The sequence below is a fragment of the Pseudonocardia xinjiangensis genome, from assembly GCF_012911925.1.
GTDB lineage: Bacteria > Actinomycetota > Actinomycetes > Mycobacteriales > Pseudonocardiaceae > Pseudonocardia > Pseudonocardia xinjiangensis.
This window is the reverse complement of the sequence record NZ_JAAXKY010000135.1, coordinates 1-20,757: the sequence shown is the minus strand read 5'-3', so window position 1 is coordinate 20,757 and position 20,757 is coordinate 1. Positions and strand designations below refer to the sequence as shown.

The following is a 20,757-nucleotide window of genomic DNA, read 5'->3' as shown; positions in this document are numbered from 1 at the left end:
GGCACGCCCCACTCGCTCGGCCCGACCCCCTCCCGCGAGTCGCCCGGTTCCTCCCCGCGAGTCGCCCGTTCCGGGTGGTCGAGTCGCCCGTTCCCGGCCACCGCGCCCACCACTCCCGGACCGGGCTCGTTCCCGGCCCGTGCGGTCGCGTCCTCGGTCATGGCCGAAATCATCCCCCGCGCCGGGTCCGTCGACGTGGCTGGTGCGACGACCCGCGGTGTCACGGAGGGCGCTCACGGGGTGACGGATGGCGCTCGCATGTTGCGGAGGGCGCCCGCCGGGTGACACAGGGCACTCGCGTGTAGCGGAGAGCATCCGTTATGTGACAGAGGGCGACACCAACGGGAATGAGCGCCGAACGGTCGGAGGGAGGTTTCGGACGACCGGGACGCGGGGAACGGACGACTTGCCGGGCTCGAATGCACGGCCCTCGGAGCTCCCTCCGTCCGGCGCACCGCCGACGCCGCTCGCCCGCGCCGCCTGTCCTCGTACGGTGGGGCGCCGTCGGCGAGTGGCGAGACCCCCGTTTCGGGCCTCTCTGGACGCCGGACCTGAAGGCGTTACGCGGCAAACAGCCCAATAAATGAGACATTCGGAGTAATCCTCGGACCACTCGTCGCGCCGTGCGTCACTCCTGGCCCACTGTGCTCTCAGCTTCGCAACCCCTGCGGGACGCCGCCTCCTACGGTCCCGGGCATGGATCAGCGGTGGGTGCGCACGGGGTGGCTGAGTGTCTTCGGCCTGATCGTCGGAGCGCCGTCGCTCGTGTGGCTCTCGATCGCTCCGGTCGAGCCGCTGTGGGACCACCTCTCGGTGCTGACGGGGTTGCTGGCGCTGTCCGCGCTCGTGTGTGCGGCGGTACTGCCGTCCCGGCTCCGCTCCCTGAACCGGGCCCTCGGTATCGAGAGCGTGATCGACATCCACCGCTTCCTCGGCGTCGTCACCGCGGCGCTGGTCTTCGCCCATCTCGCCTGCGTGGTCGCCGCAGACCCGTCCAACATCACGCTGCTGAACTTCGAGACCGCCCCCGACCGGGCGCGAGCCGCCACCGGAGCGACCATCGCGCTCGCGGCACTCGCCGGGCTGGCCGTGCTGAAGAGCCGCACCGGGTTGTCCTACGAGCTGTGGCGGTGGCTGCACGTGGCGCTGGCGGTCACGGTGATCACGCTGTCGGCACTGCACGTGTGGTTGCTCGACCACCTCGTGGCCGAGCCCGCGATCGGCACCCTCTTCGGCATGCTCGCGGCCCTCGTGGTGGGGATCTTCGGATATCGCTGGGCATGGCGGCCCATGTTCGACCCGTCCACCGAGTTCCTGGTCCGCGAGGTACGCCGGGAGAACGCCACGGTGAGCACGCTCGTGCTCGAGCCGAGGCGCCGGCGGTACGGGGGCCCGCCGACGACGTGGGCCTTCGCTCCTGGCCAGTTCGCATGGATCCGTCTCGAGCGGTCGGTGGCCGCCGAGGAGCACCCGTTCACCATCGCGTCCAGCGCACACCTGGACACCACCGAGTTCACGATCCGCCACACCGGGGACTTCACCCGCGCGCTGCGCCGCCTTCCGCCGGGCTCCCCGGTCTGGGTGGACGGCCCGCATGGTGCCTTCACCAACGACGTCGGCGCGGGGGCCGGCTTCGTGATGATCGCCGGCGGCGTCGGGATCACGCCCATGATGAGCATGCTGCGCACGGCCGCGCACCGCGGGGATCCGCGGCCGTACCGCCTGGTCGTCGTGGCCAGCTCACCGGAGGACCTGCTGTTCCGTGACGAGCTCGCGGAACTGCGCTTCCAGCTCGACCTCGTGGTCACCGAGGTGCTGCGCCGTCCGCACGACGGCTGGGACGGCCACACCGGCGACATCGGTCCCGACCTGCTCTCGATGGTGCTCCCGAACACGGAGCACCCCGACGATCTCGACTACTTCATCTGTGGCCCGCCTGCGCTGGTCACCGACGCAATGAGCGCTCTCGACCCCCTTGGTGTGACACCGGCCCGGGTGCACACCGAACAGTTCGACTTCGTGTGAACGTCAGGAAGGCACCAATGCTCCGCAGTATCCCCCGCATACTCCGTCGCGCGGTGATCGTCGCCGTGATCCTCGCCGTGTCCGCGTCGGTGTACCAGTCGTGGGCGTCGGGGTCGCCCGGCACCGGCGGTTGGACGCAGACCCAGTTCGGGCCGCTCGGACCTGCCGACCGCGACCTGCTCGTCAAGGTCCGGCTGGCCGGTCTGTGGGAGCAGCCGACGGGCCAGCAGGCCGAGCAGCAGGCGAGCTCCCCCGAGGTCCAGGAGGTCGGAAAGCACATCTCCGGCGAGCACGGCACGCTCGACCAGGAGGTGCGCAAGGTCGCCGACCAGCTCGGTGTCCTGCTGCCCAGCAGCCCCAACAGCCAGCAGGTCGCGTGGATGAACGAGATCTCGCAGCAGACCGGCTCCGACTACGACAGGATCTTCGTCCAGCGGCTGCGCGAGGCGCACGGCAACATCCTGCCCATCATCGCGCAGGTGCGGGCCAGCACCCGAAACGAGCTGATCCGGCAGTTCGCCACCACGGGCAACGAGTTCGTCAGCCGGCACATCCAGTACCTCGAGAGCACCGGACTCGTCGACTACGCGGCGCTGCCGCAGGCCTCGCCGGGTCTGCTGTCCGGAGGCACCGGTCCGACCGACCTCCTGGTGCCGATCTTGGTGTTCGTCGCCGCGCTGCTCGCCGCGATCGCGCTGTTCGCCGCCATGAAGGGCCGCAACGCGGCGCGGCGCAACCGGGTCACCGTCCCGCGCGCTCCGGCGCCTATCCCCGAGCTCACCGCCGTCGCCGCCATCCCCGCTCCCCGGGCGACGGCGTCCATAGGGTCGGGGCTCGACACCCTGTCCGACACCGGACGCTTCACCGCCGGCACCGGCCGGACCTCGACGATCTCCGACACCGGCACCCGCCGGAGGGTCTCGGACTCGGGGGCGTACCGCGCGGTGTCCGAGTCGGGGTCCTACCGCAGCGTCTCCGACACCGGGTCCTACCGCAGTGCGTCCGACACCGGGTCCCACCGCACCGTCTCCGACACCGGGTCCCATCGGGCCGTCTCCGACACCGGTTCGCACCGGGCCGTCTCCGAGACGGGATCGCACCGGGCCGTGTCGGACACCGGATCCCACCGGCTCACCAGCCGTAAGGGTTCCCGCCACTCACTGCGGCGCTAGCTCCACGCTCCCCGCGTCAGCGCCGATCCATCCCGGTTGTGCCACCCGGCCACCGGTTTCCGCTCCCCGACCCCGAAACGGAGCAGTATGTTCCCGTCCAGTAGCGAACGACGCCGGAGCACGGCCCGCAAGCTGGCGATCTCCGCGGCCGCCATTGTGGTGACCGTCCTCCCCACCGCGTGCGACAGCGCGTACGCCGGATCCCCGAACAACGGGAACGGGGTCTCGATGGGCAGCTCTGGCCACGGCTCCGGAAGCGGTCACGGTTCGGGCGGCGGCCACGGTTCCGGATCCCCGATCGAGACGCGCCCCGTCGTGCCCGCCGGTAACAACTCGGATGATCCCGCCACCGAACCGTCCGACGACGCCGGGGAGGCCCCCGAGACCACCGCTCCCGCCCAGCCGGAGGGCGACGACGAGAACGGGTCGAACGGGTCGGGCGACGCGGGAGGATCCGAGGGTTCCGCCGACCCTGACGAGGAGGGCGCCGGTGGTGACAACGGTGACGACGGGGACGCCGAACCCGCGCCGCCGGCCAACAACGGCCTCGACGTCCTCGGCACCGACTGCACCGGGAGCCAGCTCCCGCCGCACGACGGTTTCCAGCTCGCTCCCCGCTGTGTGAGCACCTCCTTCGGTGAGGTGGCGTCGGAGGACAAGAGCCCCTCGCTGCTCATCACGGACGCGCCCCGCAGCGTCGGCGTCAAGGAGAAGTTCACGATCTCGGTGAGCACCCGCAACCTGGTGCGTGACCGGTTCCTCGGTGCCGCGGCGGGTGGTTACTACCTGGAGAGCTCGTTCCTGACGCCGGAGGGCCTGCAGCGCGGGCACTTCCACACCGCCTGCCGGATGCTCTCCAGCACGGACGTGGCGCCCGACGCCGCGCCCGCGCCCGAGTTCTTCCTCGCGACTCAGGACAACGGTGGCGGCGCCGAGCCGGACACCGTGACAGTGACCGTGACCGGGATGCCGACCGCGGGCACCGCGCAGTGCGCGGTGTGGGCGGGCGACGGATCGCACCGCCTCCCGATGATGCAGCGGGCCAACCAGACTCCCGCGTTCGACGTGGTCCGCATCACGGTGAAGTAATCCTGCGGCCGGGCGCTGCTCAGGCGAGGCCGAGGTCGGCCAGCCCGAGCAGCGCCCGGTAGGGCACGTCCTCGGCCTCGATGGCCTCACGAGCGCCGGTGTCGCGGTCGACCACGGTGGCGACACCGGCGACCGTGGCACCAGCCTCCCGGACCGCCCGCACGGCCGTCAGCACGGATGCCCCGGTGGTGGAGGTGTCCTCCACCACGAGGACCCGCCGCCCGACGATGTCCGGCCCCTCGATGAGCCGCTGCATGCCGTGCTGCTTGATGTCCTTGCGCACCACGAACGCGTCGACCGGTGGGATCTCGGGCACGGCCAGGCGCTCGGCGGCCGCCGCGTGCAGGACGGCGTCGGCCACCGGGTCGGCGCCGAGCGTCAGACCGCCCACGGCGGAGTACTCCCAGTCGGCGGTGAGCACCCGCAGCAGCCGGCCCACCAGCGGTGCGGCCCGGTGCTCGAGCGTGACGCGGCGCAGGTCGACGTAGTACTCGGCCTCGGCGCCGGACGACAGGGTGACGTGTCCGTGCACCACTCCCAGGTCACGGACCAGTGCCGCCAGCTCGTCGCGCTCGGTGTCTGCGTTCATGCGGTCATCCTGGCAAGCGGCGGACCGGACCTCACTGGCGGTGTCGGTCGCCGAGGGCCAGGAGACGCCGCGCCAGCGACCGGGGCAGCAGGTCGACGAGCGCGACGACCGCCTTGTACTGCGGGCTCGGCACCGACACCACCTTTCCCTTGGCCAGGTCGGCCAGGCACTCCTCGACGACGCTCTCCGCGGAGAGCCAGAACGGACCGCTCCGCGTGCCGACGTCCATCCCGGCGCGCTGGTGGAACTCGGTGCGGACGAAGCCGGGGCACAGCGCGAGCGCCCGGACGCCGGTGCCGCTGAGCGAGGCGGCCACCGCTTCGGTGAAGGACGTGACCCACGCCTTGTCCGCGCCGTAGACGGAGCCGCGGCCGGGCAGGAAGCCGGCGACGCTCGAGACGTTGATGACGCCACCGCGACCCCTGTCGACCATGCCCGGCACGGCGGCGACGGTCAGTCTCAGCACGGATGTCACGTTGACGTCGAGCTGGCGCTGCAACGCCGGGCCACCCGCCGCGATCGGGTCGTCGTTCGCGGAGGCCGTGTAACCGGCGTTGTTGATCAGCAGGTCGACCGGCACGGCGTCCACATCGGACAACCTCGCCGCGACCCGGTCGCGCTCCTCGGCGACCGACAGGTCGGCAGGCAGCACCTCGACGGCCACACCGGCAGCCCGGTGGCGGACCGCCACGGACTCCAGCCGCTCCCGGTCGCGCGCGACGAGCACGAGGTCCCGGCCGTCACGCGCCAGACGGGACGCGAAGGCGGCCCCGATGCCCGAGGTGGCACCGGTGATCAAGGCGGTGGGCACGCCGGGAGCCTACCGGCGAACTATCCGGACATCTCGGCGGAATACGTGCAAACGGGTGGGGCAGGCCGGGTCAGCGGCGCCCGACGCCGAGCGACTGCTCCAGTACGGTGGCCACCTCGGCGAGGTCGGCGAGCAGGTCCTGCACCCGCTCCGAGCTGGAACCCAGCGGAGCCGTGGCGAGCACCCAGGACTCCTCGGCCCACAGCAGCTCCACGTCGTCGCCGACCTGGTCGCTGGCCTCCGCCAGGCGCGGCGTGATGAGGTGGCGCACGGCATCGGCGTCGGACACGAACGCGTACCGCTCCCCGACCGGCTCCAGCAGGTCGAGCCCTGCGTCGTCCGGGAGCGGGGCCGACGGCAGGCGCAGCTCCACCGCGGCAGGCAGCTGGTCCTGCACCTGGACCGCCACCAGCACGGAGTTCAGCCGCCCGGCCTGCTCGTGGTCGAACACGTAGGCGTGTCGCGGCCCGACGGACGTGGGGACGTCACCACTCATCAGGTTGCGCGCCACACCGGGGCCGCCCTGGTGGATCGTCCCGTAGCGCCACCGGCTCGGCAGCACCGGATCGGTGTCGAGGTACTCCCAGCCGTGCGTCGCAGCCCAGCGCTTTCGGTCCTTCGCCCCACCGGGGCCGCCGCGGCGGTCGGCGAACAACAGCGCGGCGCCGAGCAGCAGCGCGATCACGGCGATGACGAACCACACCGTCGACGAGAGGCCCACGGCGGGAGCCTAGACCGATGGTCGCCGAGGTGCGCGGACGCCCGATCACCCGAACGATCCTCGTTCGGGCGGTACATCCTCCCGGGTGAGTCCGGAGCACCCCCGCAGCCGGTTCCGACATTTGGTGTGATCCGGATACCTGCGTCATCCTGATGGTCTCGGTCGGACGGGGGGAACCGTCATGCGAGTCATCATCGTCGGAGCGGGAATCGGGGGCCTCACCACCGCTCTACGGCTGCACCACGACGGCATCGACTGTGTCGTTCACGAGCAGAGCGAGCAGATCCGCGAGCTGGGCGTGGGGATCAACGCGTTGCCACACGCGGTCGAGGAGCTCGCCGGACTCGGGCTGCTCGACCGGCTGGACGACGTGGGGATCCGGACCAAGGAGCTGTTCTACACCCACCGGCTGGGACACGAGATCCTCCGCAGACCGTGTGGCACGGACGCCGGCTTCGCGTTTCCGCAGCTCTCGTTCCACCGGGGGCGGCTGCAGGGCGTGCTGCTCGCAGCGATACGCGAACGACGCGGGGTCGACGCGGTGCGCACCGGGCACCGTCTCGTCGGCTTCGACCAGGACGCGGACGGCGTCCGTGCGCGGTTCGTCGATCCGCACGGCCACAGCCTCGAACCGGTGCACGGTGATGTGCTGGTGGCTGCAGACGGCATCCACTCGACGGTGCGCTCGATCCTGTTCCCGGACGAGGGCGCACCCCGGTGGAACGGGGTACTCATGTGGCGGGGAGCCACCGACTGGCCGGAGTTCGGAACCGGACGCTCGATGATCATCGCCGGCGGCACGGCCGCCAAGCTGGTGATCTACCCGATCGGCCGGGGAGCAACCCCGGGCACCAGGCTCACCAACTGGGCGGTCTGCGTGCTGGCGGGGCGCCCCGGCGACCCGCCGCCCGGGCGGCAGGACTGGTCACGGGCCGCCGACCCGGCCCAGCTGGAACCGCACCTCGACCGGTTCCGGGTCCGGCACGTCGACCACGTGGGTCTCGTCCGGGCCACCAGGGAGTGTCTCGAGTTCCCGATGTGCGACCGGGACCCGCTGCCCCACTGGACCACGGGACGCGTGACGCTGCTGGGCGACGCCGCCCACCCCATGTACCCGATGGGCTCCAACGGAGCGGGCCAGGCCATCCTCGATGCCACGAGCCTCGGCCACCGGCTGGTGCAGCACGCCGATCCCGCCGACGCGTTGCGCGCGTACGAGGACGACCGGCTGCCCGCCACCAGCGAGGTGGTGCTCCGCAACCGGGTGGGCGGCCCGGAGAGCGTGATCGACGAGGTCGAGCGCCGGGCGCCCGACGGGTTCTCCCGGCTGGAGGACGTGATCGACGCCGCCGAGCTCGAGGCCGTGGTGAGCAGCTACGCGCGGATCTCGGGATCCGCAGGTCAGCAGGCCGACCGGCCCACGACGTGAGCGCAGCCGCTCAGGCCCCTTCCACGGTTCCCGGCGGAAGGAAGTCCACGCCGCACAGGGCCGACACGCGCACGACCTCGGCCGGGTCCTCGAGGTTGTGCAGCTTGTCGAACAGCTCGGCGAGACGGCCCGCGGGGCTCACCCAGAACAGCCCACGGGTGGGTTCCTCGCCGCGGTTGTAGTAGGCGTGCGGCAGGTTCCGCGGCATCCGCACCGTGTCGCCCGGCCCCGCGGTCTCCCACCGGCCGTCGAGATAGAGGGTGAACACGCCGTCGAGAACGTAGATGTGCTCGTCCTGAGTCGGATGGACATGCGGTGGCACACCGGTACCGGGCGGGTCGAACGTCTCGAACGCGAAGCTCGACTCGCCCGCCGCCTTCATCGAGTAGGTGTGGCCGAGCACGTTCCACACCTTCTTCTGCATGCCTTCGTTCGCGAGCGTGATGCCCGCGGGCAATGGGCCGAGCACGATCTCCTCGCCGGTCATGTCGCCTCCTGGCCGCGGTCACTCACCCTGCAGTTCCCGCCTCAAGGTCTACACCCCGGCGCACGTCAACGGGAGGGTGCTCGGGTCTGGCCCGAGCACCCTCCCGTCAGGTGCGTGAGAAGCCGCCGCCTCAGATGGTGACCGGCAGGGCGCGGCCGACGATCAGACCGCCCATGCCGCCACTCGCCTCCGGGTCGAGGTCGACCCGGACGGTGTCGCCCTCGCGGATGTCGCCGGACAGCAGCTCCTTCGCGAGCTGGTCACCGATCGCCGACTGCACGAGCCTGCGCAACGGTCGTGCCCCGTAGACGGGGTCGAAGCCGTTCATCGCCAGCCACTCGCGGCCTGCGTCGGAGACCTCCAGCGTGAGCCGGCGCTTCGCCAGCCGCCGCCGCAGCACGTCGAGCTGGATGTCGACGATGTGCGTGAGCTCCTCGGTGGACAGCGCGTGGAAGACCACCACGTCGTCGAGCCGGTTGAGGAACTCCGGCTTGAAGTGCCGCTGCACGACCGCCATGACCGCGTCCTTGCGACCGCGGTCGTCGAGTGCCGGGTCGGTGATCAGCTGCGAGCCGAGGTTGGAGGTCAGCACCAGGATCGTGTTGCGGAAGTCGACCGTGCGGCCCTGGCCGTCGGTCAGCCTGCCGTCGTCGAGCACCTGCAGCAGCGTGTCGAAGACGTCCGAGTGTGCCTTCTCCACCTCGTCGAACAGCACCACCGTGTACGGACGGCGCCGTACGGCCTCGGTGAGCTGCCCGCCCTGGTCGTAGCCCACATATCCGGGCGGGGCGCCGACCAGGCGGGCGACGCTGTGCTTCTCCGAGTACTCGCTCATGTCGATGCGGACCATCGCCCGCTCGTCGTCGAACAGGAACTCGGCGAGCGCCTTCGCCAGCTCGGTCTTGCCCACGCCGGTGGGGCCGAGGAAGAGGAACGACCCGGTGGGCCGGTTCTCGTCGGCGATGCCCGCCCTGGCCCGGCGCACCGCGTCGGACACCGCCCGCACGGCCTCGGTCTGGCCGACCACCCGCTTGCCGAGCTCGTCCTCCATGCGCAGCAGCTTGGCCGTCTCACCCTCGAGCATCCGGCCGGCGGGGATGCCGGTCCATGCGGAGACGACGTCGGCCACGTCGTCCGGGCCGACCTCCTCCTTGAGCATCACGTCGGCATCCGGAGCCGTGACGGCCGTGGCCTCCTCCAGCTTCTTCTCCAGCGCGGGGATGCGCCCGTAGCGCAGCTCCGCCGCCTTGCCGAGGTCGCCGTCGCGCTCGGCGCGGTCCGACTCCCCGCGCAGCCCCTCGAGCTGCTCCTTGAGCTCACGGACGCTCTCGATCGCGCCCTTCTCGTTCTGCCACCGGGCGGTGAGGGCGGAGAGCTCTTCGCGCTTTTCCGCCAGCTCGGCCCGCAGCGCGTCGAGCCGGTCGCGGGAGGCGGGGTCGTTCTCCTTCTCCAGCGCCATCTCCTCGATCTCCAGCCGGCGCACGGCGCGCTCGACCGAGTCGATCTCCACGGGCCGGGAGTCGATCTCCATGCGCAGCCGCGACGCGGCCTCGTCGACCAGGTCGATCGCCTTGTCGGGGAGGAAGCGCGCGGTGATGTAGCGGTCGGACAGCGTGGCTGCGGCGACCAGCGCGGCGTCGGTGATCCGCACGCCGTGGTGCACCTCGTAGCGCTCCTTGAGCCCGCGCAGGATCCCGATGGTGTCCTCGACGCTGGGCTCGCCGACCAGCACCTGCTGGAAGCGGCGCTCCAGCGCGGCGTCCTTCTCGATGCGCTGGCGGTACTCGTCGAGCGTGGTGGCACCGACCAGCCGCAGCTCACCGCGGGCGAGCATCGGCTTGATCATGTTGCCGGCGTCCATCGCACCCTCGCCGGTGGCGCCCGCCCCGACGATCGTGTGCAGCTCGTCGATGAAGGTGACGACCTCGCCCGCGCTCTCGGTGATCTCCTTGAGCACGGCCTTGAGCCGCTCCTCGAACTCGCCGCGGTACTTCGCGCCCGCGAGCATCGAACCGAGGTCGAGGGAGATCACCCGCTTGCCGCGCAGCGACTCCGGGACGTCGCCTGCCACGATCCGCTGGGCGAGCCCCTCGACGATCGCGGTCTTCCCGACGCCCGGCTCACCGATCAGCACGGGGTTGTTCTTGGTGCGCCGCGAGAGCACCTGCACCACGCGGCGGATCTCGGTGTCACGGCCGATCACCGGGTCGAGCTCGCCCTTGCGGGCCCGCTCGGTGAGGTCGACGCCGTACTTCTCCAGCGCCTGGTAGGTGCCCTCGGGGTCCGGGCTGGTGACGCGGGACGACCCGCGCACCTTCGCGAAGGCCTCCCGCAGCGCGTCCGGCGTGGCGCCGTGGCGGCGCAGCAGGTCGGCGACCGGACCACGCGTGCCGGCCAGCCCGACCAGCAGGTGCTCGGTGGAGACGTACTCGTCGCCCATCTCCGTGGCGAGCTGCTGCGCGGCGGTGATCGCCGCCAGCGCGTCGCGCGACAGCTGCGGTGCACTCACCGTGGCGCCGGCCGCCGATGGCAGCCTGTTGCCCAGCTGTGTGAGCTCGGTGCGCACTACGGCAGGGTCTGCACCCACCGCCGTGAGCAGCGGCACGGCTATCCCATCGCCCTGCGCCAGCAGGGCACCCAACAAGTGTGTGGGGCCGACATCAGGGTTGCCGGCGAGCGCAGCGGCCTGCACCGCGGCCGAAATGGCCTGCTGCGCCTTGGTGGTGGGGTTGAAGGAGTCCATCCCCTGTTCCTCCTGCATCGTCGCCAGGACACCATCGTGCCCGTCGCTCCGAACAACGTCAGGAAAGTTGAGCCTGTTCCACTCAGCTCTGCTTGTTTTCGCGAGCCGACAGCAGATTCGGACAACTGTGCGCCGAACGGTCCGGCAGCCCCCGGACGGGCGGGACAGGGCCGCCTCGCTGCGAGAAGACCCATCGTCGGGGCAACGGAGGGTCACCAGAGTGCCTTCCGAACGTTAGGCTTCTCCAGCCAGAGACTCGCCTCCCTCCGCCCCCCGACCATCGAGCAGGAAGAGCCGGCCATTCATGACCGCTGAACAGTTGCTCGCCGCCGACCTCTCCGTCGGTGAGTCCCGCAGCGAGCAGTCCGGGATGGTCGACGTCATCCGGTCCAGTTTCGCAGAGGTCGAGCCGCAGGCCGAGGAGCTCGGGCGACACTTCTACGGCACCCTCTTCCGGATCGCCCCACAGACCCGCGACCTGTTCCCCATCAACATGGAGGTGCAGCGCAGCCGGCTGCTCCGGGCGCTCGTGCACGTCGTCCAGATGGTGGATCAGCCCGACGACCTGATGCCGTTCCTCGAGCAGCTGGGGCGCGACCACCGCAAGTTCGGAGTGCTCGCCCAGCACTACGACGCGGTGGGGGCGGCGCTGATCGGCAGCATCCGCCAGTTCTCCGGTCCCGCGTGGACCGCCGAGATGGAGAACGCCTGGACCGACGCCTACGGGATCGTGGCCAACGCCATGATCGACGCCGCTCAGGCCGAACGCGGTCCGGCGTCCTGGCTGGGCCGGGTGGTCGACCACCAGCGGGTGGGCTGGGACCTCGCGATGATCACCGTGCAGACCAGCGAGCCGATCCCGTACCGGGCGGGCCAGTACCTGAGCGTGGAGACACCCCAGCGGCCGCGCCTGTGGCGTTACCTCTCCCCGGCCAACGCGCCCCGGCCGGACGGCACGCTCGACTTCCATGTGCGCGCCGTCGACGGCGGATGGGTGAGCCGGGCGATCGTCGCCCACTCCCGGATCGGGGACACCTGGCGGATCGGTCCGCCGATGGGCCGCATGCACGTCGACGTCGAGTCGGGACGCGACCTCCTGATGGTCACCGGCGGCACCGGCGTGGCGCCGATCAAGGCGTTGCTCGAGGATCTGGCCGCGCGGCCGACCCAGCCCCACACGCAGGTCTTCGTCGGTGGCCGCACGTGGGACGACCTCTACGACTTCCCCAGCCTGCGGCGCCTCTCCTACAGCAACACCTGGCTCGACATCGTCCCAGTCGTCGAGAAGGAGGAGGCGGGCACCGGCGCCGAGCGCGGCACGCTGGCCGACGTGGTCACGCGCTACGGGGCGTGGGCCGACCACGACGTGATGGTCTGCGGCTCGCCGGCGATGATCCGCGCCACCGTGTCCCGGATGCTCGTGGCCGGCACGCCGCTCGACCGCATCCGGTACGACCCGTTCACGATGGACTAGTTCCACTTCCGGCATCGAACGAATGCCTGATCACGCCACGATGAGATCAGGGAGCTGGGCGGCCGTCCTGCCCGACTTGTTGGCGCACATCGTCGACCAGCTGGGACCGGTCGTGCCCGAGCACCTCGCGCTGACCGCGGCCGGACCGCAGGTCGTGCTCTCGACCTCGCAGGATCGACACCGGGTCGTCGCCACGGAGACACTCGGCATGCCCGCCGATGTCGACCGGGCCGGGTTGGCGGTGGTCGCAGCTCACATGCTCGTCTCGTCCAGGATCTGGTGGTCACGCACCTGCGTGCGCCCTGGCCGGTGACCGGGACCGGACGGGTCACGCGCCCCATCGCCGAGCTGGTCGGGACGTCGCTGGAGATGCGCTTCGCGACCCGGGGCGACTCAACGGATGACGTTGTCGCGCTGCGGGCCTACCCGGTGCCGGAGAACCCGCCACGGGTCGTGACAGCGGGCTGACACGCGCCTCGTCACTCCCGGGTCTTCGGCCGCCACACCACGAGGGCCTGGCGGCGGTCCACCGGCACGAGATCTCGCCGGTAGGACGCGTGGACACTGGCAGCGGCCTGGTCCGCGGCGGCATGAGCGGCCATCAGGTCGTGCGCCATCTCGTCGAGCCGCGCCCGCAGCTCGTCGACGAGCTGCTCGAGCTCGATGATGCGTTTGATGCCCGCGAGGTTCACGCCCTCCTCCTGGGAGAGCCGCTGCACCTCGCGGAGCAGCGCGATGTCGCGAGCCGAGTAGCGACGGCCGCCGCCGGGCGACCGGCCGGGGCTCACGAGCCCCAGCCGGTCGTAACTGCGCAGAGTCTGGGCGTGCAGCCCGGCCAGCTCCGCCGCCACCGAGATGACGAAGACGGGGCTGTCCGGGTTGGCGCCCGGGGGTAGCGCGGGGCCGCCGCTGGTCATCGCCGGCCCCCGAGCAGGTCGGCCCGCGGGTCGAACGACTTGGTGGCCTCGGCGTAGGCCTGCAGCGACTCGGTGGCCGCGTCGTCGAGCGAGCTCGGCACCGCGACCTCCACGGTGACGAGCAGGTCACCGGTCTTGCCGTTCTTGCGCTGCACACCGCGGCCACGCACCCGGAACGTGCGCCCGCTCGACGTGCCCGGGGGGATCCGGAGCGACACGGTGGAGTCGAGCGTGGGCACGGTCAGCGTGCTGCCGAGCACCAGCTCCGGATAGGTGACCGGAACCGTCAGCGTCAGGTCGTCGGCATTGCGCTCCGACCGGCCGAACAGCCGGTGCGGGTTGACGTGCACCTTGACGTACAGGTCACCGGCAGGCGCGCCACCGCGACCGGGCTCACCCTGGCCCTTGAGCCGGATCTGCTGGCCGTCGGCCACACCGGCCGGAACCCGGACGGTGAGCAGCCGGGTGCGGGTGCTGACGCCGTCGCCTCCGCACTCCGGGCACGGGTCGTCGATGATCCGGCCGGTACCGCGGCAGTCGCGGCACGGCTCGGAGAACGCGAACGCGCCCTGGCTGCGGCTGACCAGGCCGACGCCACCACACGTGGGGCACTGGTGCGGCGTGCTGCCGGGGCGGGCCCCGGTGCCACCACACCGCTCGCACCGACCGGGCGACGACAGCCTCAGCTGCACCTCGGCGCCGCGCACGGCGTCGATGAAGTCGATACGCAGCTCGCTCTCGACGTCGGCGCCGCGCTGGGCACGGGGCCCGGTGGGCCCCGCCCCGGCGCGGTTGCCGAAGATGCCGCCGAGAAGGTCGCCGAGACCCCCGGCCCCACCGGCGCCGGAGCCCCCGGCACCGGTGCGGTTCAACAGGTCGTTCAGGTCGAAGCTCTGGCCACCGGCCGCCCCGGTCCCGAAGCCACCGGGGAAGCCCCCACCGCCTCCGAAACCGCCGCCACCGGCGAAGAGCGCACGCGTCTCGTCGTACTCACGGCGCTTCTTCTCGTCGGACAGCACCCCGTAGGCCTCGGACACGGACTTGAACCGCGCCTCGGCCTTGGCGTCGCCGGGGTTGGCGTCCGGGTGCAGCTCACGCGCGAGCTTCCGGTACGCCTTCTTGATCTCGTCCGCGGACGCGCTTGAGGTGACGCCCAGCTCGCGGTAGAAGTCCTTCTCGATCCAGTCGCGCTGGGTCACTCCGCCTCCTCGCGTCTTCTCAGGGGCCCTGGGTGGGGCCGGGTTCCGTCGTGGGCGTCGCATCCGGTTCGGTGGCGGTGCCGTCGTCGGCGCGGTCGGTCACCGCCACCATCGCGGGCCGCAGGACGCGGTCGGCGATGCGGTAGCCGCGGCGGAGCACCGCGGACACCACCGTGACGGTGGGACCGCTGACGTCGCTCGGCTCGTGCTGCACGGCCTCGTGCACGGACGGGTCGAAGGGTTCGCCCTCCAGCCCGAACCACTCCAGGCCGAGCTTCTGCACAACGGAGATCAACTTGTCGGCAACGGCCTTGAACGGACCGTTGAGATCGCCGTGGGCATCCGCCCGCTCCAGGTCGTCGAGCACGGTGAGCAGTTCGGAGACGAACTGCACCCGCGCCCCGACCAGCACGGTCTCGCGGTCGCGGTCGACGCGGCGCCGGTAGTTGGCGTACTCCGCACTGACCCGCTGCAGGTCGGCGGTGCGCTCGGCCACCTGGGCGGCGAGCTCTGCAGCCGCCACCGCGTCCAGGCCCACCTCCGGCGACTCGGCGGGGGCGGCCCCGGCCGGCTCACCGGCCGGGGTCCGCACCTCACCGGTCACCGGATCGATCCGGCGCCGGTCCCGAACCACGACCCGCTCGCCCTCGGCACCGTTCTCGCCGTGTTCGTTGCGGTCGCGATCAGTCACTTCTTGTCCTTCTCCTCGTCGACGATCTCGGCGTCCACGACGTCGTCGTCGGAGCTGTTGCTGCCCTGGGCCTGCCCGGCGTCAGCGCCCGGGTTGGCGGCACCCTCGGCGCCCGGCTGCTGGTACAGCGCGGCGCCCATCTTCTGGGACTCCGTGGCGAGCTTCTCCATCGACGACTTGATGGCGTCGGTGTCGGTGCCCTTCAGCGCGGCCTGCGCCTCGCCGAGAGCGGCGTTGACGCCGTCCTTGACGTCGGACGGGAGCTTCTCGTCGTTCTCCTTGACGAACTTCTCCGTCTGGTAGACGAGCGACTCGGCCTGGTTGCGGACCTCGGCCTCCTCGCGGCGCTTCTTGTCCTCCTCGGCGTGCTGCTCGGCCTCGCGCATCATCCGGTCGATCTCGTCCTTGCCCAGGGCGGATCCGCCGGTGATCGTCATGGCCTGGCTCTTGCCGGTGCCCAGGTCCTTGGCCGACACGTTCACGATGCCGTTGGCGTCGATGTCGAAGGACACCTCGATCTGCGGCACGCCACGCGGGGCGGGCGGCAGGCCGGTCAGCTCGAACATGCCGAGCTTCTTGTTGTAGGACGCGATCTCGCGCTCACCCTGGAACACCTGGATCTGCACGGACGGCTGGTTGTCGTCGGCCGTCGTGAAGATTTCCGACCGCTTGGTGGGGATCGTGGTGTTGCGCTCGATGAGCTTGGTCATCACGCCACCCTTGGTCTCGATGCCCAGGGACAGCGGGGTGACGTCGAGCAGCAGGACGTCCTTGACCTCACCGCGCAGCACACCGGCCTGCAGTGCGGCGCCGACGGCCACGACCTCGTCCGGGTTGACGCCCTTGTTGGGCTCCTTGCCGCCGGTGAGCTCCTTCACCAGCTCGGTGACGGCCGGCATGCGGGTGGAACCACCGACGAGCACGACGTGGTCGATGTCGCCGACGGAGATGCCGGCGTCCTTCACGACCTGGTTGAACGGCGCACGGGTGCGGTCGAGCAGGTCGGAGGTGATCCGCTGGAACTCCGCGCGCGACAGCGTCTCGTCGAGGAACAGCGGGTTCTTGTCGGCGTCGACCGTGATGTACGGCAGGTTGATCGTGGCCGTCGACTGGCTCGACAGCTCGATCTTCGCCTTCTCAGCGGCCTCACGCAGCCGCTGCATCGCCATCTTGTCCTTGGTCAGGTCGATGCCCTGGCTGTTCTTGAACTTGTCGACGAGCCAGGTGATGACCCGCTCGTCCCAGTCGTCGCCACCGAGGTGGTTGTCGCCGTTGGTGGCCTTGACCTCCACGACGCCCTCACCGATCTCCAGCAGCGAGACGTCGAACGTGCCACCACCGAGGTCGAAGACCAGGATGGTCTGCTCCTTCTCGCCCTTGTCCAGCCCGTAGGCCAGAGCGGCGGCGGTGGGCTCGTTGACGATGCGCAGGACGTTGAGGCCCGCGATCTGCCCGGCCTCCTTGGTGGCCTGGCGCTGCGAGTCCTCGAAGTACGCGGGGACGGTGATCACCGCGTCGGTGATCGTCTCACCCAGGTACGACTCGGCGTCGCGCTTCAGCTTCTGCAGCACGCGCGCGCTGATCTCCTGGGCGGAGTACTTCTTCCCGTCGACGTCCGGGGTGGTCCAGCCGGTGCCGATGTGACGCTTGACCGACCGGATGGTCCGGTCGACGTTCGTCACGGCCTGGTTCTTCGCCGACTGTCCGACGAGTACCTCGCCGTTCCGGGCGAAGGCGACGACGGACGGTGTGGTCCGCGCCCCCTCCGAGTTCGCGATGACCGTCGGCTCGCCACCTTCGAGGACGGCGACGACGGAGTTGGTGGTCCCGAGGTCGATGCCGACCGCACGAGCCATGGTGATTGCCTCCGAGTAGCTTGAGTTCAGTTCGCTCAAGTTTTACACGGAACCGGCCGCGCTTGCACAGCGCCCTTGAGCCGATCCCGCTCAACTTGCTGTCCCGTCCAACGCGCCACCGGCCGACTGTGTTCCCGGGACTTCCCCCGAACCACCCCACCGGCCGCTGCGGGCGCCCTACGCTGCCCGCATGATCGCGCCGCGCCCCGGCCCGCACCACGGGCAACTCGACGCCGCCGTCGAGTCCCTCACGCTCCAGGTGGATCGGGACACCGTGCTCCAGGCGCGAGCCGCGCTGCTGGGGGAGGCGTTGCGGCTCAAGGATGTGTTGCGCATGGGGACGATCGACGTGGCCGTCGGTCACTGCGGAGGCGACCCAGTCTCCGGGGATGCAGCCCCTGCGTTCAACGAGCGGATCACTGCCCTCGTCGCACAGTGCCACCAGTACACCGAACAGCTCGAAGCGGCAGGACAGAAACTGGGAGAGATAGCGCGAAGTTACGGCTTCACCGAGGACGAGATAACCCGGTCTTTCTCATCATGATCGCTCGGCCAGTCATCACGCTACTTCTGAGCAGCATGGTTCTCGTCGCGTGCTCGGTCGGCGGATCAAAGGTTCCTCCTTCAAGCAGCTCACCTACCTCTGCCGAAAATCTGTCACCCCGCCCCCGCGAGCTCTCCCTCGACAGGGTCGACCCGTGCTCGCTCCTCACTGTGGTTCAGCAGCAACAGCTCGGCGTAGGCAATGGAAGACCGGGGACTGCAGGTGAAGACCCACAGAGCCCAGCGTGCGCCTGGACGCGATTCCCGGAGGAACCGCAGGACGCATATCAACTTCGACTCGACAAGACTCAGGGCGCCGAAGGCTCCCTGAGCAGCGTGACGGGGGCGAAGGTCCTACATATCCATGGATTTGCCACTATCGAAACACTCAGTCCACACCTCCCTCCGACCTCACACTGCGTGATGGTTGTCGATGCGGCGTCCGGCCAGAACCTGGTGCTGAGATACGAGTACGACGGCTCCACCGTCGCCATGACAAAACAGCTGGCGTGTGACAAGGCCAAGGTGGCGGCCGAGATGGCCGTCCAGACCCTCATCGAGCAGTCGGGCGGGTGACGAGTCATGACCGAGATCGGTTACTACCGCTACGAGGGCTTCGATCTGCGCACCAAGTTCTCCTGGATCAACGGTGCTGTCGGCCTGCAGGCCACTGAACCCGCGCGAATCGGGATGGGCAATCTCGGCAACGCGTTCGTCGCGTCCGACGATGCGATCCGTGGCCTGCTCGCCCCGCTGGGGTTGCAGTGGCACGGGCAGGCGGCCGAGGCGACGGCCGGGGCTCTCGCGCGGGCGGCCGACCGGGCAGGAACGGCGGGGCTGGACGGCGGGGCCGGCAGCAGCGCCGTCGCAGGCTACGGCCAGTCGTTCGAGGAGATGCGTCCGAAGATCGCCTGGCAGGACCCGGGGAGCTGGGACTGGTGGGACATGGGTATCGACGTCTACGGCGCCGGGATGCGGACGGCGTTCGGGGACACGTTCGACGTCCAGTCCGACTTCACGGCGACCCTCGAGGAGAACCGCACGCTCGACGCGCGAGCCAACGAGGCGCTCTACAGCCACGAGCAGGTCAGCCGCGAGCGCTTGGAGGCGTTCCCGCTCGTCGAACCGGCGTCGGCACCGACCGTGCCGGGCGCCCCTGCGGGTTCCGGAGCGCCTCCGTTCCCGTCCCCTGGCCCCCTCGGTGCCGATCCCGTCGGCATCGGGCCGGCGGGTGGACCGCCGGCGCCTCCCGGCGTTGGGGCACCACCGGGTTCTCCGACGGTGGGGCGGTTCGCACCCGAGATCGTCGGGATCGGTGGCAACGCCGGGCCTCCTGCGGTGAGCGGCGCCCAGATTCCCGGTCCCGTCCCCGGTATCGGGCCTGCCGGAGGGCTGCACGCGCCGGGATCATCGCGCCCCGGCTCCACCAACGCCGGGAGCGGCGTCGGCTGGGGCAGCGCAGGCGCCGGCACTCCCGCCCCGGCTTGGGGAGGCAGCGAGCGGTTACCTGCCGGCATCGGCCGGGGCGGCGTCGGAACGAACGGCGCGGCCGGCTTGTCCGGTGGGCCCGGCCGTCCCCTCCCCGCGGGCGGATCGGGTGTCGGGCTCGGCCGGGGCGGCACGAACGGGGGCGAGTTCGCGGGGCGGCTACCCGGGGGATCCGAGCAGTCCGGCGCGGCTCGCCCGGCGACGGGCGCGGGCGCTGCACCCCCGGGATCGTCGAGGGCGAACGGGGTGAGCGCCGGCGGGCATGCCCCGTTCCTGGGCGGCATGGGGGCCGGAGCCGGAGCCGGGCCGACCGAGCACAAGGTCCGGTACTGGATCCCGTCGACCGAGGCCTTCGACGTGGACCTGCCACCACACACCGAGCCGATCATCGAAGGACGGGACGGCTGACCATGGGTCTCGACTGGACCCGAGCGACCGTTCTTGGCCTCACCGAGTTCGAGGTCTCCTGGGAACTGCTCGGTCTGGGGGAGACCCCGCCGCAGCTGGATCCGCCGAGTGCTGGCCGGACCATGGAGGAGCGCCGTCGCATCGTCGCCGCCGTCTGTGCGGACCTGCGCCGCCGTGGACTGGGCGACGACCGCGGTCCGCACCCGGTGCTCGCCGAGCGGCTGCGGTTGCTCGCCGGGGCCGAGTTGACGCTCGACCTGCGGTTCCGCGGCGACACCCTGGTCGCCGGGTTGGCGGCGTGCCACGCGAACCGCTGCACGCTGGTCGCCGGGTTGGCGGCGTGCCACGCGAACCGCTGCACGCTCGCCGTCCGGCACGGGGCGCAGATCGCGCTGCTCGACGTGCCGGTCGACGCGGCGGCGCCCGCACTCGTCGAGCTGATCGGCCCCGTCACGCCCGGTCCAGGTGCCGTGGTGACGCTGCCGGCGGCGACGCTCGACGCCGCCCGATCCGTTGCGCCCGACGATCCGGGCCGGTTCGCCGAAGAGCTCGTGTGGCGAGGCGTTCCCCGGCTCGACGCCGGCCGTCTGGTCCGGATGTGTTCCGGCGTGCGTCAACGCGGGCAGTTCGGAGCCACCGGCCGGCCCGGGGGCGGCCGGCGACGTCGGGCGCCGTACGTGGTGGGGATGCACCGCACCGACGACGGGCACTTCCGCCAGCTCCGGCGGACCGAATCGGGCACCACCACCGTGACCATCGGGCCGGTGACGACACAGGGGCTGGTCGACGAACTGGCCGACCTCGCAGGTGCCGTGAGCGGTTCACGGATCTGAACCGACCACACCCCGGTTTCGGCATCGACCTTCAGATTGGCGCGCATCCGCGCATCCGCGCATCCGCGCTGACCCGCAGGAAACCGGCGACTCACGCACCGAAAAGGGGCGACTCGCGGGCAGGGAACGGGCGACTCGCGCACCAGGAACGGGCGACTCGTGCGCGCGAAAGGGGCGTCTCGCGGGGCAGGGAAGGGCACTCGAGCACGCCCGGCGGGCGACTCGCGCACGAAAAGCGGGCGACTCGCGGACGGGGAACGGGCGACTCGCGGGCTTTACAGG

The 20,757-nt window shown here is 70.9% G+C and carries 20 protein-coding genes; 11 read left to right on the top strand and 9 right to left on the bottom strand.

The features are described 5' to 3' along the window. The first annotated feature begins 696 nt into the window (after positions 1 to 696). The 3 genes from HF577_RS29510 to HF577_RS29500 all read left to right on the top strand — a co-directional run bounded on the left by HF577_RS29510 (position 697) and on the right by HF577_RS29500 (position 4,286). Positions 697 to 2,025, top strand: coding sequence for a ferredoxin reductase family protein (locus HF577_RS29510; RefSeq protein ID WP_169399260.1), 1,329 nt, complete (start codon positions 697 to 699; stop codon positions 2,023 to 2,025). Positions 2,026 to 2,078: 53 nt separating this feature from the next. Next, positions 2,079 to 3,197 (top strand): DUF4142 domain-containing protein, encoded by a 1,119-nt coding sequence (locus HF577_RS29505; protein ID WP_169399259.1) that lies wholly within the window; start codon positions 2,079 to 2,081, stop codon positions 3,195 to 3,197. An 87-nt stretch (positions 3,198 to 3,284) separates the two neighbouring features. Next, a complete protein-coding gene (locus HF577_RS29500; protein WP_169399258.1) occupies positions 3,285 to 4,286 on the top strand; it encodes a Pecanex-like protein 1 in 1,002 nt (333 codons plus the stop codon). Positions 4,287 to 4,305: 19 nt separating this feature from the next. Here the strand turns inward: HF577_RS29500 and pyrE are convergent, their stop codons facing one another. From pyrE to HF577_RS29485, 3 genes are all read right to left on the bottom strand, one after another. Continuing rightward, the gene (gene pyrE / locus HF577_RS29495) at positions 4,306 to 4,875 is read right to left on the bottom strand and encodes an orotate phosphoribosyltransferase (RefSeq protein ID WP_169399257.1); all 570 of its coding nucleotides are present in this window, start codon (positions 4,873 to 4,875) and stop codon (positions 4,306 to 4,308) included. A 31-nt stretch (positions 4,876 to 4,906) separates the two neighbouring features. Continuing rightward, positions 4,907 to 5,686: an SDR family NAD(P)-dependent oxidoreductase gene (locus HF577_RS29490; protein ID WP_169399256.1), complete on the bottom strand. Its 780-nt coding sequence runs from the start codon at positions 5,684 to 5,686 to the stop codon at positions 4,907 to 4,909. A gap of 70 nt (positions 5,687 to 5,756) precedes the next feature. After that, on the bottom strand, positions 5,757 to 6,407 hold the full coding sequence (locus HF577_RS29485; RefSeq protein ID WP_169399255.1) for a type III secretion system chaperone family protein: 651 nt from the start codon (positions 6,405 to 6,407) through the stop codon (positions 5,757 to 5,759). A gap of 181 nt (positions 6,408 to 6,588) precedes the next feature. Between HF577_RS29485 and HF577_RS29480 the strand changes: the two genes are divergently transcribed. Then, positions 6,589 to 7,836, top strand: coding sequence for a flavin-dependent oxidoreductase (locus HF577_RS29480; protein WP_169399254.1), 1,248 nt, complete (start codon positions 6,589 to 6,591; stop codon positions 7,834 to 7,836). A 10-nt stretch (positions 7,837 to 7,846) separates the two neighbouring features. Here HF577_RS29480 and HF577_RS29475 read toward each other — a convergent pair whose 3' ends face one another. Further along, a complete protein-coding gene (locus HF577_RS29475) occupies positions 7,847 to 8,323 on the bottom strand; it encodes a cupin domain-containing protein (RefSeq protein WP_169399253.1) in 477 nt (158 codons plus the stop codon). A gap of 130 nt (positions 8,324 to 8,453) precedes the next feature. Next, the gene (gene clpB, locus HF577_RS29470) at positions 8,454 to 11,066 is read right to left on the bottom strand and encodes an ATP-dependent chaperone ClpB (protein ID WP_169399263.1); all 2,613 of its coding nucleotides are present in this window, start codon (positions 11,064 to 11,066) and stop codon (positions 8,454 to 8,456) included. Positions 11,067 to 11,436: 370 nt separating this feature from the next. Between clpB and HF577_RS29465 the strand changes: the two genes are divergently transcribed. From HF577_RS29465 to HF577_RS29455, 3 genes are read left to right on the top strand one after another with little or no spacing between them, the layout of a single operon-like run. After that, positions 11,437 to 12,540, top strand: coding sequence for a globin domain-containing protein (locus HF577_RS29465; RefSeq protein ID WP_169399262.1), 1,104 nt, complete (start codon positions 11,437 to 11,439; stop codon positions 12,538 to 12,540). A gap of 40 nt (positions 12,541 to 12,580) precedes the next feature. Beyond that, positions 12,581 to 12,853: a hypothetical protein gene (locus HF577_RS29460; RefSeq protein WP_169399252.1), complete on the top strand. Its 273-nt coding sequence runs from the start codon at positions 12,581 to 12,583 to the stop codon at positions 12,851 to 12,853. After that, positions 12,850 to 13,008 (top strand): hypothetical protein, encoded by a 159-nt coding sequence (locus HF577_RS29455; RefSeq protein WP_169399251.1) that lies wholly within the window; start codon positions 12,850 to 12,852, stop codon positions 13,006 to 13,008. Before HF577_RS29460 ends, HF577_RS29455 begins: the two co-directional genes overlap by 4 nt. An 11-nt stretch (positions 13,009 to 13,019) precedes the next feature. Here the strand turns inward: HF577_RS29455 and HF577_RS29450 are convergent, their stop codons facing one another. Genes HF577_RS29450 through dnaK form a run of 4 tightly spaced genes read right to left on the bottom strand, consistent with a single transcriptional unit; the run spans position 13,020 to position 17,203 of the window. Beyond that, positions 13,020 to 13,457, bottom strand: a complete 438-nt coding sequence (locus tag HF577_RS29450; RefSeq protein WP_169399250.1) for a heat shock protein transcriptional repressor HspR — start codon at positions 13,455 to 13,457, stop codon at positions 13,020 to 13,022. Next, entirely contained in the window at positions 13,454 to 14,656 is a 1,203-nt protein-coding gene (dnaJ, locus tag HF577_RS29445) for a molecular chaperone DnaJ (protein ID WP_169399249.1), read from the bottom strand. The genes HF577_RS29450 and dnaJ overlap by 4 nt, the downstream gene beginning before the upstream one ends. A gap of 19 nt (positions 14,657 to 14,675) precedes the next feature. Next, the gene (gene grpE / locus HF577_RS29440; protein WP_169399248.1) at positions 14,676 to 15,347 is read right to left on the bottom strand and encodes a nucleotide exchange factor GrpE; all 672 of its coding nucleotides are present in this window, start codon (positions 15,345 to 15,347) and stop codon (positions 14,676 to 14,678) included. Then, entirely contained in the window at positions 15,344 to 17,203 is a 1,860-nt protein-coding gene (dnaK, locus tag HF577_RS29435) for a molecular chaperone DnaK (protein ID WP_169399247.1), read from the bottom strand. The genes grpE and dnaK overlap by 4 nt, the downstream gene beginning before the upstream one ends. Positions 17,204 to 17,393: 190 nt before the next feature. Here dnaK and HF577_RS29430 point away from each other — a divergent pair, with 190 nt between their 5' ends. From HF577_RS29430 to HF577_RS29415, 4 genes are read left to right on the top strand one after another with little or no spacing between them, the layout of a single operon-like run. Further along, positions 17,394 to 17,747 carry a WXG100 family type VII secretion target gene (locus tag HF577_RS29430; protein ID WP_169399246.1) on the top strand — a complete coding sequence of 118 codons (354 nt, stop codon included), beginning with the start codon at positions 17,394 to 17,396 and terminating at the stop codon, positions 17,745 to 17,747. Next, positions 17,744 to 18,322 (top strand): DUF3558 family protein, encoded by a 579-nt coding sequence (locus tag HF577_RS29425; RefSeq protein ID WP_312859449.1) that lies wholly within the window; start codon positions 17,744 to 17,746, stop codon positions 18,320 to 18,322. Before HF577_RS29430 ends, HF577_RS29425 begins: the two co-directional genes overlap by 4 nt. A 6-nt stretch (positions 18,323 to 18,328) precedes the next feature. Continuing rightward, positions 18,329 to 19,642, top strand: coding sequence for a hypothetical protein (locus HF577_RS29420; protein ID WP_169399244.1), 1,314 nt, complete (start codon positions 18,329 to 18,331; stop codon positions 19,640 to 19,642). A 2-nt stretch (positions 19,643 to 19,644) separates the two neighbouring features. After that, the gene (locus HF577_RS29415; protein WP_169399243.1) at positions 19,645 to 20,475 is read left to right on the top strand and encodes an ESX secretion-associated protein EspG; all 831 of its coding nucleotides are present in this window, start codon (positions 19,645 to 19,647) and stop codon (positions 20,473 to 20,475) included. Positions 20,476 to 20,757 lie beyond the last annotated feature (282 nt).

Coding starts and splice junctions, on each gene's coding strand:
- HF577_RS29425 (WP_312859449.1), top strand. CDS start 17,744: ATGATCGCTCGGCCAGTCATCACGCTACTTCTGAGCAGCATGGTTCTC.
- pyrE (WP_169399257.1), bottom strand. CDS start 4,875: ATGAACGCAGACACCGAGCGCGACGAGCTGGCGGCACTGGTCCGTGAC.
- HF577_RS29420 (WP_169399244.1), top strand. CDS start 18,329: ATGACCGAGATCGGTTACTACCGCTACGAGGGCTTCGATCTGCGCACC.
- HF577_RS29460 (WP_169399252.1), top strand. CDS start 12,581: ATGAGATCAGGGAGCTGGGCGGCCGTCCTGCCCGACTTGTTGGCGCAC.
- HF577_RS29510 (WP_169399260.1), top strand. CDS start 697: ATGGATCAGCGGTGGGTGCGCACGGGGTGGCTGAGTGTCTTCGGCCTG.
- HF577_RS29500 (WP_169399258.1), top strand. CDS start 3,285: ATGTTCCCGTCCAGTAGCGAACGACGCCGGAGCACGGCCCGCAAGCTG.
- HF577_RS29430 (WP_169399246.1), top strand. CDS start 17,394: ATGATCGCGCCGCGCCCCGGCCCGCACCACGGGCAACTCGACGCCGCC.
- HF577_RS29480 (WP_169399254.1), top strand. CDS start 6,589: ATGCGAGTCATCATCGTCGGAGCGGGAATCGGGGGCCTCACCACCGCT.
- clpB (WP_169399263.1), bottom strand. CDS start 11,066: ATGGACTCCTTCAACCCCACCACCAAGGCGCAGCAGGCCATTTCGGCC.
- HF577_RS29415 (WP_169399243.1), top strand. CDS start 19,645: ATGGGTCTCGACTGGACCCGAGCGACCGTTCTTGGCCTCACCGAGTTC.
- HF577_RS29450 (WP_169399250.1), bottom strand. CDS start 13,457: ATGACCAGCGGCGGCCCCGCGCTACCCCCGGGCGCCAACCCGGACAGC.
- HF577_RS29475 (WP_169399253.1), bottom strand. CDS start 8,323: ATGACCGGCGAGGAGATCGTGCTCGGCCCATTGCCCGCGGGCATCACG.
- dnaK (WP_169399247.1), bottom strand. CDS start 17,203: ATGGCTCGTGCGGTCGGCATCGACCTCGGGACCACCAACTCCGTCGTC.
- HF577_RS29465 (WP_169399262.1), top strand. CDS start 11,437: ATGGTCGACGTCATCCGGTCCAGTTTCGCAGAGGTCGAGCCGCAGGCC.